The sequence below is a fragment of the Prevotella sp. PTAC genome (genome assembly GCF_013166535.1).
Classification (GTDB): domain Bacteria; phylum Bacteroidota; class Bacteroidia; order Bacteroidales; family Bacteroidaceae; genus Prevotella.
In genome coordinates, this window is the sequence record NZ_JABKKK010000004.1 from 132,197 (window position 1) to 144,764 (window position 12,568).

Below are 12,568 nucleotides of genomic sequence, written 5' to 3' on the forward strand. Positions count from 1 at the left end.
GTCAGATTATCTCTTTGATGTCGGCCACGATCTGCTCATCGGTCAGGTGGTTGTCTCTCATCAATTCGTTCACGTCATAGCGGTCGTAGAGAGCCTTTTTAACTCCGAAGTGAAGCGTCTTCATGTCTGTCGCGCCGTAGAATCCGGCTATCCGCTCGCCAAATCCGCCGTCTGTGCATCCGTCTTCTATCGTGACTACAAGCCTGTGGTCGGCTTTCAGGCTGTCGAGCATCTCCGAATCGACTCCCGTCAGATAGCGTGGATTTATCAACGTGGCGTCTATGCCGTATTCTTCCAGCATGTTTACCACGTTCTCTCCTTTTTGGTAGAAGTCTCCTACAGCTATTATAGCCACGTCTTTGCCGCGTCTTGTCATCTTGAAGCGGTCCAGTTCGCTGTAATCAGTGTCGTAATCCTCGTCGCTGTGTGCCACGTCGCATTCCGGGACACGTATCGCCACGGAGTATTTCTCCTGCCTGATGGCCCAGCTCTCCATCGCTATAAGTTCCTCGTATGTGGTTGGTGCGAGGTATACCAGGTTAGGAATGTGGCTCAGCATCGGTATGTCGAAGAAACAGATGTGTGTAAAATCGCTCATGCCGAAGATAGACGCGCCTATCACATTGATTACGGCAGGGTTGCCGTTTACGCACAGGTCCTGTGCCAGCTGGTCGTAAGTACGCTGTATGAATGTGGCGTGTGTGCTGAAAACGGGGCGTACTCCGCCTTTCGCCATTCCAGAAGCCATTGCCACCGCCTGCTCTTCGGCAATTCCAACGTCTATGAACTGCCGTCCGGCCGCTTCGCGCTCTTTAGGCCCGAATCCTATGGATGCCGGTACGCCAGCCGCTATGCACACGAGTTTCGGGTCGCGTTTGATTTCCTCCCGCAGCCATTCGCCCAGCAGGGCGGGCATGTACTCGCCGCCGCCTGTGTTTTTCAGTTCTCCTGTCGATATGTCGAACGGCATGTGCCAGTGCCACGCCTCCTTATTCTCCGTTGCCGGCAAGTATCCGTGTCCTTTTTCGGTATGTATGTGTACCACTGTCGGGTGTGGTGTGTCTTTCACGCTTTTGAACGCCGCTATGAGATGTCCGATATCGTTTCCCTCTTCAACATACATGTATTCAAAGCCGAAAGTCTTGAAGAAATTAAGCTCTGCCAGTCCTTTTGTCTCTCGCAGCAGACGTAGATTGGAGTAAAGACCGCCGTGGTTCTCGGCTATGCTCATCTCGTTGTCGTTCACCACGATGATGATGTTGGTGTTCAGTTCGGATGCCGTGTCAAGACCCTCGAACGCCTCTCCTCCGCTCAGGCTGCCATCGCCGATTATGGCGATGATGTTCTCTTTGCCGCCTTGTATGTCCCGTGCTTTCTGCAGACCAGTCGCGAGCGACACCGAAGTTGACGTGTGCCCGATCTCGAAACAGTCGTATACCGACGATTCGAGCGGGCTGCTGTATCCCGAGACCTCACCGAACCGTGCTTTGTCGGTATATCCGAACGCGCGTCCGGTGAGCATCTTGTGCGGATATATCTGGTGCGATACATCGAAAACAAACTTGTCTTCCGGTGCGTCGAACACATAGTTGAGCGCAATTGTGGCCTCGGTTATCCCGAGATTGGGACCCACGTGTCCGCCTCGGTTGCTCACTCTGTTAAGTATTCCGCTGCGTATTTCGTCGGCCAGTATTTCCAGTTGTTCCAACGAAAACGATTTAATGTCTTTCGGAGAGTTGATTTTCTCTAAATACATATTTGTCAAATTGAATGCTGTTATTGTCTTTTTATCGGTTGCAAAGGTAATAATAAACCTCCGTTAGATGTGTATATCGTTTACGGAAAGAGACAACAATATTACGTTTTCGGCTTTATGGTGCCACTTCTGATGTCCGTTTATCGCATAAAATTTATCGTGATTGGAAGAAACTGGGTGTAAAAGTGTGCGAATCGATAATTTTTCTTATATTTGTAAGGCGGGAGTCATACCGCTATCATGGAATGTACATACAGTAAGTATTAAATAAAAAACAATCTACGGATATGAAAACAATCAATGCCACAGGCCTTAAATGGCTGAAAACGCTGCATGTTTTGTGCGCTGTTGTATGGATCGGGTGCGCTTTTTGCATGAATGTGATGAAGTGGTTTATCGCTCCCGATGGCGCCGACCAGATGTATATGCTTGCCCTTGCCATTCTCGTGACAGACAACTTATTGATTTATGTCGGCGTGTTCGGTTGTTTACTCACGGGCCTGATATATGGTCTTTGGACGAAATGGGGGTTCTTCAAGCATAAGTGGATAGCCGCAAAGTGGATGCTTGCGCTTGTCATGATACTGATTGGGACGTTCGTCATTGGGCCGGCTGTAAAAGGAAATGTACATGAACTGTCGGGATATGTTGACAATCCGCAGCAGTATTACGATAATGCCGCCGTATCATCATTGTGGGGCTTAATACAGATATGCTTGCTGCTGATTGCTGTTTTCATCTCCGTTTTCAAGCCGTGGAAGAATAAGAAGCGATAGATTAAATATCGTCGAAAGGCAGTGTTGCCGCCGTTTTCCCTTTTTCAAGCGCAAGAAGAGCCTGTTTTATCGTCAGTCCTCCGCCGTATCCGGTTAACGTCCCGTCGCTGCCGATGACACGGTGGCATGGCACGATAATGGAAATAGGATTTGCGCCGTTGGCGTTTGCCACCGCTCTCACGGCCGCCGGCATGTCTATGCGCTGTGCCAGTTGTCCGTAGGAGATGGTGGTGCCGTATGGAATGTTCAGTAGTTCTGCCCATACTCTTTTCCGAAAATCGGTGCCAATGTGAAGCATCGGAATGTCGAACACGGTGCGTTTTCCTGCGAAATATTCGTCAATCTGCCTCGCAGCTTCCTCTATGACGGGCGTGGTACCTTCCTTAAAATCGGCTTTCAGTGTCTTTTTCAGTTGTATGTCGGTGCGTTCGCGATGTTTTCCCGTCAGCCAGTCGCAGAGACACAACAGTCCATCGAAGTCTCCAAGTATCAATCTGCCGCACGGCGTATTATGTTGCTTGACCGTTATGTTCTTTTTCTCTGTTATCATATTTTCCGGTTTTGGCATATCCGCTAAATTGCGGATAACGTATGCAAAGATAACTATTTGTAGTGAAAAAGTCACGAATTTAACACTTTCTAAAATCATGAACCAGAACGGCTATACGATATACAGCACGCTATATTATTATGTTCCGGAAGTGGTGAACGGAGAGTTTTGCACCTCTTTTTTTGCAACGGGCATCCCGTTGTAATGCGGTTGGAAGGTAATTGCGATGCGTTTAGCCGCTGATTGGAGAGCAACGGGACGCTAAACGCAGCGCAATCAGTATACTAAATGCACACGCCGGATCACTGACCGCGGCTGGAATAATGACGGCCTTTTGTATTGTGTTGGTATACAGGATGTTGCGTAAATTTTGAAATGCGACGATATTTGCGGCCTTGTGATTTTAAAATTTCAAACAGTCGAGATATGAAATGTGTTTTGTAAATATATTTATCATAATGTTAAATCATGGCGTTGCAGTGTCATTATTGATTTATAGTGTAACAAATAATACCCGTCAGGTCAAATAATACTGGAAAACGGTTTGGCGAAAAGAAATAAAGATGTAATTTTGTGGTTGCCGAAAGTATGGTATACTTACCGGCATGGTTCAATAGCAAAATCCACATGATAGCGACAATACCGTATATAGAGAGTAAGTTCGATGAGTTCAACAGGCTTATCTTTGATGGTCGGCTGCCAAGGCTTCCTATCCGCTTGAGCAGGGCAAGGACTTTTCTCGGTGCCTGCACGTTCAAGAAGCGCAGGACCATGTTCGGTAAAATCGTTTGCTATGATTTTGTGCTTCGCATAAGTACTTGTTTCGACCTTACCGAAAGAGAACTCGAAGACATCATCATTCATGAGATGATACATTATCATATATGTATAAACAGGCTTGAAGACACATCGGTTCACGGTCGGTTGTTCAGGCAAATGATGGGCGACATAAACAAGAAATACGGCCGGAACATCTCGATTTCCCACCGTTCGACAGCCGTCCGGCAAGATGGAGCCGCCTCGGGGCGTATTTGTTGGCATGTCGTCGCCGTGCTTTCGTTTCATGACGGCAGGACGGGTATAAAGGTCTTGCCTCATATCTCTCGCGGCATATTGAAGTATTGTAAAAGGGTGTCGGGTGTGAGAGAGGTCCGGTCGGTAGACCTGTACATGAGCGACGATGTTTTTTTCAGTCGTTTCCCTCGCTCGTCGGCCTTGCGTGTGCACTATCTTGATGCTGCCGATATAGCCGGTCATCTGGCTGACGCGAAGAAGATAGAGTGTAGGGGAGAAGAGATAATGTGGAAAATGAGATGAAATATCTGTACGATTTTACCGATTATTGTACTAAAATACAAGAGCGTGATGCCTTAAATCCTTAATTTTGCGGTGTATAACTACTTATAATAAATAACCGTTGCTTAAATAACAAACAATCTATTGATTTTAATGAAGAAAAAATTATATGTTGCGGCTATCCTGTTTTTGAATGCCGCTGCGTCGTTTGCCGCCGATTTTGTGTGGGGCGATAGTGACAGTGGTGTCCGCTATTCAGTGTCAGGCAAGGTGTCTCCGGTGGTGGAACAGGCCATATCTATGTTTCGTGACGATATAAGGCAGGTTGTCGGTTGCCTGCCGGAGGCTGTGCGGGCAGACAAGGCTACGATAAGCATCGTACAGCTTGACAAGGCCACGGTATCGGTGAAGAAGGCACTTATGTCTGCCGGTGTGCCCGTTGACGAGCTTGCGGGTCGTAAAGACGGTTTTTCGCTTTCCGTTTCAGGCGGTAAGGTCTATGTGGTTGGAAACAACGGCCGAGGCACGGCATACGGGTTGCTCGAACTTTCACGCAAGGCGGGAGTGTCGCCGTGGATATGGTGGGGCGATGTGGTGCCGGAAAAGAAATCCAGGCTTGTCATAGCCGACGGCTTCAATACGCTTCAAAGTCCTTCGGTGGAATACCGCGGCGTGTTCCTCAATGATGAGGACTGGACCCTCAGGCCGTGGAGCACGTATAATTACGAACCGGGCGGGCGTTTATGGAATATAGGGCCGAAGACCAACAAGCGTGTGTTCCAACTGTTGCTCCGCCTTCGTGCCAACGCCGTTTGGCCGGCAATGCATACCGGTACGCCGGGATTTTTCACCATTCCCGGTAACAGGGAGATGGCCGACAGTTTCGATATTGCCGTCGGCACATCGCACTGCGAACCGCTGTTGCGTAACAATGTGGCTGAGTGGAACACAGCCGAGCGCGGCCGCTACAACTATATCACCAACCGCAAGGCCGTGCAGGATTATTGGATAGAGCGTCTTCGCGAGGTGAAAGGGTCTGAGAAACTGTATACCATCGGTATGCGAGGCATACACGATGGTTCCATGGAGGGTGTCAAGACGATGAAAGAGAAGACCGAGGCACTTCAACAGGTGATAGACGACCAGCGCGAAATGCTCGGAAAACATATCGATAAGGATGTGGAGAGCATACCTCAGGTGTTTGTCCCGTATAAAGAGGTGCTCCAAATAATGGAGAACGGACTACGCGTTCCCGACGATGTGACGCTTATGTGGTGTGACGACAACTACGGATATCTTACACGTCTGAGCGATGAGGAGCAACAGAAGCGCAAAGGAGGAGCCGGTGTTTACTATCATCTGAGCTATTGGGGGCGTCCGCACGATTATTTATGGCTCACCACCACGCAGCCCGGACTGGTGTACTGCGAGATGCGGCAGGCGTATGATCACAATGCGCGCAAATTGTGGATAGTGAACGTCCATGACCCGAAGGTGGCGGCATACGACCTTTCCCTCTTTCTCGACATGGCATGGGACATTGATTGCGTGTCTCCGTCTACACTGCAAGAACATCTGAAAAACTGGCTTGCCGAGCAGTTCGGAGCCGATGCCGCCACCGCTTTGTTGCCGGCAATGACAGAGTTCTACCGCCTGTGCGGCATACGAAAGCCCGAGCACATGGGGTGGACGCAGGTCGAACTGGACAAGAAGACATATCCGCGCGGCCGCTCGCAGGTGACCGATACAGAGTTTGGCGCGACGGCTTTCGGCGACGAGCAGGAACGTTACCTGGCCGATTATGCCGCTGTATGCCGCACGGTCAATGAAGTGGAGAAGACAATACGTCCCGAACTGCTCGACGCTTATTTTGCCGCTGTCAAGTATCCGGTACTGTCGGCATCGGCAATGGCAGTGAAAATGATTGAGGCCCAGCGTGCCCGCGCACCTTATCTGGGGCAGACAGACCGCACGATGCTCGACCGTGAGACCAAGGCGTCTGTGCATGCGGCGAGAAGCATGGGCGCTTATCAAGAGATACAGAGACTGACAGAGCATTACAATGCCACTATGTCCGGCGGCAAGTGGAAAGGAAGCATGAACAGTGCGCCGCGCGATTTGTACGTGTTCTTCCCTCCGTTATTGCCGTTTATGCCGGAAGCGGCCGTCGCTCCCGACTACACCTCTTACGTTTCGATGCCTTATTCCGATATGGATGGCGTAGTGGTACGCAACGCTTGCGACTATCGGTCGGCGTCATCGGGTGTCGTTCCAACGCAGATGCTCGGCCATAGCATGAACGCCGTGCAGTTGCCGAAGGAGGCTTCGCTCACGTATGAGTTTGAATGGCCGTTCGAAAGCGAGGCCACTTTATATACAGCTCTTATCTCCACGCAGCCAAATGACCGTGGAGACCTGCGGTACAGTGTGAGCATCGACGGAGGGACACCGGTAGTAATATCACTCAAAGAACCGTTCAGGTCTGAAAAATGGAAGAAGAACGTGATGCGTGGACAGGCTCTCAACACCACAAAAGTGAAACTAACCAAAGGCCGCCATACTCTGACTGTCAAAGCTCTTGATAACCATGTGGTGATAGACCAGTGGATGATAGACAGTAAACCGAATCGTCCGTTCTATGTTTTACCTGTGAGGCCGGCTTTATGAAGATAATGAAAACAGGCCTGTCGGCGTTGGCTGCCTTTGCCGTGGCATTGCCCATGATGCCTTACGACATCACAAATCCTTTGGATCACATAGGCTCTGTGTCTCCGTTTATCATAATTTGAAAACTTATGGTTTCCGCTGATTTATTTATATGCCAAATACCGATATCGGCAAGAGTCCTTACCGGATGATGATGACATGCCCGTTATATCCGTTTTTGAAAACCCTGTGCCCGGTGTTCCGGTTGGTTTTCAGTCCGTTTAGGTAGTATTTCTGTCCTTGGCGTGTCCTGACAGTATTACTGTTTGCGATGTTCTCTATTCCGGTTATGGTATTAATCTCGGCTCCCGATGTCCTTTTTGCTTTTTCCACAGCTTCCTTATATCCGTCCATATCACATCCGTAGACAGAAAACTCTTTCGGCCTCAGAAACATTAATGTCTTTTCCGACAGAGTCCCGTCTGGCTCGCGCGGTGCTTTCAGGTCAGTGATGTTTGTGCTTTCAAATGCCGTATCCGTCATATTATTGTTCATCCATAGGTTGTTTGCCCATGTAAACGAGTTGTCTTCTATCGTGTTCTGCCCGTCGGCTCCGTTTAGTGAGGTTACATGTTTTGTGCCAACGGATAGGTTTCGCTCTATGATATGCCCGTATCCGTCCACGTCAACGGCGTCTTCCGCCGCCGTTCCCCTGCGGTTTACGAATGAATAATTGTAACGGTTGTTTTTGTACGATGTGTTGTCGTGGAAGTCAATGCCGCCTATATGATGGTTAGAATATATGCCGTTCGACTTGTTGCTTACGGCTATGCAGTGATGTACGACATGCATCGGAGCGCCGTCTTCCGGCAGTGTCTTGTCGCCTGACATCCCGTAGCCGCCCGCCTTAAATCCGTTTCCGTCGCCACGGCTCACGTTTTCGGCATCGTATCCGTTCTTGTATGCGAAACTATATGCGAAAACGGTGGCCGAGTGGCAATTTATCAGGTCGTAACCATCGTCCGAGTTGTTCCAGGCCCTGCATCCTATGAATATGTTTCCCGGATTGTTCTTGTTCACGTGGCATCCGAAGGCGTCGTTATTGCCGCCGCTTCCCATTCCGGTCTTGCTGCTTATATCGGATATAGGGTCGTAGTTGTTGTATCCGTCACAGTTGACGAACAGGTTGTACGACGAGTTTCTTGTCAGATAGAAACCTATGCCCATGCCGTCATGGCAGGCAATGTTGTCAAAAGTGTTGTGCGACCCGTTGGTGATCCGGAAGTTTTCGGACTGGGTATGACCTGTGATTGTCACTTGTATGCCTGTCACTTCAAAGTTCCTGAACACCAGATACTGACCGCTTACGAGGAAGGCCGTGACACGGTAGCCGGCCGGTTTTACGGCCGACAGGTCAAAAACTGGGCGTTTGCCGTCGGCATCTGTAAGTCCGATGAAGCGGATGGGCTTGTCTGCCGTACCCTTTTGGTTCATGTCGAAGATAATCTTGTAGGGTCCGGAACTTTCTTCTTTCGATATGTCGCTCTCCCGTACGATATATGTTCCTGGCATGATGTAGACCACATCGCCGGCTTTTACTTTCTTTCCGGCAGCTCCGATTGTCGCCATTGCGTTTTCGGCAGTCAGCCCGTTTGCATTGTCGTTGCCTTCGGGCGATATGTAATAGTCTGTCGCTACGGCCTTCAATACGGAGCATAAGGTGCAGATAATGCCTAAAAATCTTTTTCCGTTCATTGTCTTTTGATGTTTTTTGCAGTTTGTTCCCTATCGGTTTGTTTTTCGTAATGAACTACAAAGATAAGGAAAACTATCCGATATGAGCGCATAAAAGAATATGAAGTTGGAAGTTTTTCCGAATGTTTTTCTTAATAACGGAACGTGCAATGGCTATGAGTGGCAATTCGTGGTCTTTAAAATGCCGGATGATATGAAAATATATTGCATCCGATTGTGAGACCGTTTATTCATACTGCGTCTCGGCAATGGCATATATTGTCTTTCATGAACTTAAATATACATTGAAAACGCTTTTCCCTTTCAATAATTATTACTACCTTTGTATATACCTATTAATTATCGAAAATAATGAAGAAATCATTTATTCTTTTCGCTTTTGCGGCATTGAGCATGTCGTTGCAAGCGCAGACTGCGAGAACGTTTACCGTCAATATCACTCCCGACGGCAAGGCAAACATGCGGGTATTCCTGCCCGAGAACCCTACGGGGCGTGCTATTGTGGGCTGTCCGGGGGGCGGATATTCTCATCTGTCGATGCAGAATGAGGGTACCGACTGGGTAGGATATTTTAACGGGCAGGGTATTGCTTACGGTGTGCTGACATACCGTATGCCTAAAGGTGACCGCACAATTCCTATGAGCGACGCACAGGATGCGGTGCGCATGATGCGAGACAGCGCGGCAGTGTGGGGTATCAACCGCAATGATGTAGGCATAATGGGATTTTCTGCCGGAGGGCATCTTGCTTCTACCACGGCCACTCATGCCCCGATAGAGAGCCGTCCGGATTTTCAGATATTGTTCTATCCGGTGATTTCGATGGATGAGAAACAGACGCATAAAGGCTCGGTGGTGGGCTTTCTCGGCGACAGGCGCGGTGATGAGAAACTGGTGCGCCAGTTTTCTAATGACAAGCAGGTGCGCCGTCATGTCACTCCGCCGGCGATACTTATCATGGCCGGTGACGACAGGGCCGTACCTCCGTTGACAAACGGACTGCCTTACTACACAGCTCTGCGCCGTGCCGGTGTGCCGGCATCATTGCACATCTATCCCTCAGGAGGTCATGGTTTCGGCTTCCGTTCCACTTTTACTTACCACAACCAGATGCTCGACGAACTGGGCATGTGGCTCAAAACGCTTGTCGCACCGAAGACAGATGCCAAGCGTGTGGCCTGTATAGGAAACAGCATTACAGACGGTCATGGTATCGACATGTCTGATGTACAAGGCTATCCGGCACAGCTTCAACGCTTTTTGGGCAAAGATTATTTCGTGAAAAATTTCGGGGTGAGCGGCCGCACTATGCTTAACAACGGTGACCGACCCTATATGAAAGAGAAGGCATGGACCGAAGCCAAGGCTTTCAGTCCTGATATTGTGGTGATAAAACTTGGCACGAACGATAGTAAACCTAAAAACTGGGACAGGCACGCCAAGGAGTTTCGTGGCGACATGCAACAGATGATAGACGAGTTGAAGGCTCTGCCCACAAAGCCGGTGATATATCTTTGTACTCCTGTGCGGGTGGATGGAACAAAAAGGAAAAAAGACGATAACGAGATACGTGATTCCATAATCACGACGGATATCATTCCTGTTATCAACAAAGTGGCAAAGAAAAACAACTTGCGTATTATCGACCTAAATCCGGTCGTCGACCCCGCTTCCGACATGATGCAACGTGATGGCGTTCATCCTACGGAAAAGGGAGCGAAGCGTATGGCAGAAGTCATAGCGGAGAGCATACGTAAAGAGCATAAGTGAACGAAAAGATTGAAAACCGTAAATGCCTCATTAAAGAAGCAAACTTGCGGTCATGTATAGTATTTTGTTCTTAATTGAAACGGATTTATCATGATGATTGAAACTGGGTTATCATAAAACTATTACGCTGTGAAATCGGTGCAACGAAAATCCCGTTGCGCCGATTTTTGTTTTCCGCTGTCTTGTATAATAATCCCATTGTGGAATGAAATGCTGTTAAGCATGTCGTAAGGAGTATCTTTTGGCGTGATTTTAGTCTGAGTATGGATTTTGTTTTAGGGATAAAAGCGTTTTGTACCTATTTCCCGTTTAATTAAGGTCGCATATACAATTGCCAAATGAGATATATAAATAAAGCCGCCCAAAAACCTAAAAAACTGGCTTTGGACGGCAGAATAGTTTAGAAGTTAGTATTTATTATTGTTTTTGTACTATGATTTTACCTTTATATGAATATTGCCGTAAAGCGTCTGTATGTTTTGTTGTGGTATAAGAGTTTATAGGGCGTACCAAAGAAGTTGTGTTTGGTTTATTTCACAGTCACGTTCTTGCTGCGTACAGTCACAATCTTCTTAACGCCTTTCTCCACCGGAGCTTTCAGGTTGCTGATAGTGGCACTGTTCACGTTGTCAAGCATAATTGCCGGACGGTAGTCGGGCTTTGCCGTATGGAAAGTTACGTTACTGATGTCGAGACCGTCTACATGGCGGGCAAATAGTCCGTAGGCAGGTGTTTCCTTCGCAAATTTCGGCTCGGGATAGTTTGTGCCTTGCTCACGGTAGTTTTTGTATGCAAGTTCTTTGGCGCCACCTCCTCTGTATCGTATGCTTATGTCGCTCAGCGCTATGTTGCGCACGGGATGCCCCGGCATTCCGGTGATGATTATGCCGGCCAGCGAGTCTACATCGTCTGCCATGACATTGCTTATCATTATGTCGGCTGCGCTCGATACGTCTGTCCGCTCTTTCGGGCCTCGATTTCGGCATCCTGTGGTTATGTATATGGGGTAGTGGTGCACATGGCTCATCGATATGTTGCTCACTACGATGTTTTCCATCAAGCCCTGGTCAACCTCTTCGAAAGCCAGGCCGCTGCTGTACATGAATGTGCAGTTGGTCACGGCTATGTTGCGGTAGCCTCCGTTCGACTCCGTGCCTAATTTCAGTCGGCCGCACACCCAGTTTACTTTTTCGGGCAAATATGTGCCGTCGAGCAGTGTGCCCACCTTGTATCCTGTTATTACACAGTTGCTGATAGTGATGTGTTCGCAGAGCACGGGTCGTTTCAGGGCGTATGAGCTTTTAAGTACCAGTGCGTCGTCGCTCGGTGTGTTTATTTTGCAGTTGCTAACCGTGAGATATTTGCAGCAGTCGATGTCGAAACCATCACGGTTTGTGTCTATCGTCACGTTATCCACAGTGCCGACATCGCAGCCGGTCATTATTATTCCGAAGTGTCCGCCACGGTATATTGTCACGTCTCTGATGAGCGTGTTGCGACAGTTTTTCAGTGCTATTGCCTTGTCGCCCGTGCCTATGCTTCCGCCCTGCACGTTACCCGCCCGCTCGGTATCTTTTCTTGTTAGTCCTTTGCCGTCTATCATTCCCCGGCCGGTAATAGATATGTTCTGCTTGCCTACCGCATATATAAGACTGTTGTGAAAATATGTGTGTCCGCCGTCCTGGTACTCCGGTCCGCCGAAATGTTCGGCCTCGTCGTATGCTTTCATTGATGGTGGTGCTGCCAGAATGGTCGCTCCCGACATGATGTGCAGTTCCACGTTGTTTTTCAACCGTATGCTTCCGCACAAATATGTGCCGGCCGGCAATACCACACGGCCTCCGCCACGGGCCTCGCACGAGTCTATCGCCCGGTTTATTGCCTCGTGGTCGAGCGTCTTTCCGTCGCCTGCCGCACCGAAGTCTCTTACGTCATATTCGCCTGCGGCATTTGCGTGGATACCGGTCCAAAGAACGATAAGTAAAAGAATATTTCTCATTGCTATGATGTTTTGACTGC

The 12,568-nt window shown here is 48.8% G+C and carries 9 protein-coding genes; 5 read left to right on the forward strand and 4 right to left on the reverse strand.

Features of this window, described 5'->3' with window-relative positions; all coding sequences use genetic code 11:
• Position 1 precedes the first annotated feature (1 nt).
• A complete protein-coding gene (locus tag HPS53_RS04140) occupies positions 2–1,756 on the reverse strand; it encodes a 1-deoxy-D-xylulose-5-phosphate synthase (protein WP_172204567.1) in 1,755 nt (584 codons plus the stop codon).
• A gap of 287 nt (positions 1,757–2,043) precedes the next feature.
• Here HPS53_RS04140 and HPS53_RS04145 point away from each other — a divergent pair, with 287 nt between their 5' ends.
• On the forward strand, positions 2,044–2,532 hold the full coding sequence (locus HPS53_RS04145) for a DUF2269 family protein (protein ID WP_172204569.1): 489 nt from the start codon (positions 2,044–2,046) through the stop codon (positions 2,530–2,532).
• Between the two features lies 1 nt (position 2,533).
• Here HPS53_RS04145 and HPS53_RS04150 read toward each other — a convergent pair whose 3' ends face one another.
• Positions 2,534–3,079: a methylated-DNA--[protein]-cysteine S-methyltransferase gene (locus HPS53_RS04150; RefSeq protein WP_371410534.1), complete on the reverse strand. Its 546-nt coding sequence runs from the start codon at positions 3,077–3,079 to the stop codon at positions 2,534–2,536.
• Positions 3,080–3,709: 630 nt separating this feature from the next.
• On the opposite strand from HPS53_RS04150, the gene HPS53_RS04155 reads away from it, so the two are divergent.
• The 3 genes from HPS53_RS04155 (at position 3,710) to HPS53_RS12695 (ending at position 7,167) form a co-directional block, all read left to right on the forward strand.
• Positions 3,710–4,399 (forward strand): SprT-like domain-containing protein, encoded by a 690-nt coding sequence (locus tag HPS53_RS04155; RefSeq protein ID WP_216651882.1) that lies wholly within the window; start codon positions 3,710–3,712, stop codon positions 4,397–4,399.
• Positions 4,400–4,531: 132 nt separating this feature from the next.
• Positions 4,532–7,045 (forward strand): glycosyl hydrolase 115 family protein, encoded by a 2,514-nt coding sequence (locus tag HPS53_RS04160; protein WP_172204573.1) that lies wholly within the window; start codon positions 4,532–4,534, stop codon positions 7,043–7,045.
• Positions 7,042–7,167, forward strand: a complete 126-nt coding sequence (locus HPS53_RS12695; protein WP_256372907.1) for a hypothetical protein — start codon at positions 7,042–7,044, stop codon at positions 7,165–7,167. The genes HPS53_RS04160 and HPS53_RS12695 overlap by 4 nt, the downstream gene beginning before the upstream one ends.
• A 58-nt stretch (positions 7,168–7,225) precedes the next feature.
• Here the strand turns inward: HPS53_RS12695 and HPS53_RS04165 are convergent, their stop codons facing one another.
• On the reverse strand, positions 7,226–8,779 hold the full coding sequence (locus tag HPS53_RS04165) for a right-handed parallel beta-helix repeat-containing protein (protein ID WP_172204575.1): 1,554 nt from the start codon (positions 8,777–8,779) through the stop codon (positions 7,226–7,228).
• 351 nt (positions 8,780–9,130) lie between these two features.
• Between HPS53_RS04165 and axeA1 the strand changes: the two genes are divergently transcribed.
• Positions 9,131–10,549, forward strand: a complete 1,419-nt coding sequence (axeA1, locus tag HPS53_RS04170) for an acetylxylan esterase AxeA1 (protein ID WP_104370370.1) — start codon at positions 9,131–9,133, stop codon at positions 10,547–10,549.
• A gap of 529 nt (positions 10,550–11,078) precedes the next feature.
• Here the strand turns inward: axeA1 and HPS53_RS04175 are convergent.
• The gene (locus HPS53_RS04175) at positions 11,079–12,548 is read right to left on the reverse strand and encodes a glycoside hydrolase family 28 protein (RefSeq protein WP_172204576.1); all 1,470 of its coding nucleotides are present in this window, start codon (positions 12,546–12,548) and stop codon (positions 11,079–11,081) included.
• Positions 12,549–12,568 lie beyond the last annotated feature (20 nt).

What these genes read in the sequence shown, in the direction of transcription:
- HPS53_RS04175 (WP_172204576.1), bottom strand. Translation starts at nt 12,548, where the DNA reads ATGAGAAATATTCTTTTACTTATCGTTCTTTGGACCGGTATCCACGCA.
- HPS53_RS04165 (WP_172204575.1), bottom strand. Translation starts at nt 8,779, where the DNA reads ATGAACGGAAAAAGATTTTTAGGCATTATCTGCACCTTATGCTCCGTA.
- HPS53_RS04155 (WP_216651882.1), top strand. Translation starts at nt 3,710, where the DNA reads ATGATAGCGACAATACCGTATATAGAGAGTAAGTTCGATGAGTTCAAC.
- HPS53_RS04160 (WP_172204573.1), top strand. Translation starts at nt 4,532, where the DNA reads ATGAAGAAAAAATTATATGTTGCGGCTATCCTGTTTTTGAATGCCGCT.
- axeA1 (WP_104370370.1), top strand. Translation starts at nt 9,131, where the DNA reads ATGAAGAAATCATTTATTCTTTTCGCTTTTGCGGCATTGAGCATGTCG.
- HPS53_RS04145 (WP_172204569.1), top strand. Translation starts at nt 2,044, where the DNA reads ATGAAAACAATCAATGCCACAGGCCTTAAATGGCTGAAAACGCTGCAT.
- HPS53_RS12695 (WP_256372907.1), top strand. Translation starts at nt 7,042, where the DNA reads ATGAAGATAATGAAAACAGGCCTGTCGGCGTTGGCTGCCTTTGCCGTG.
- HPS53_RS04140 (WP_172204567.1), bottom strand. Translation starts at nt 1,756, where the DNA reads ATGTATTTAGAGAAAATCAACTCTCCGAAAGACATTAAATCGTTTTCG.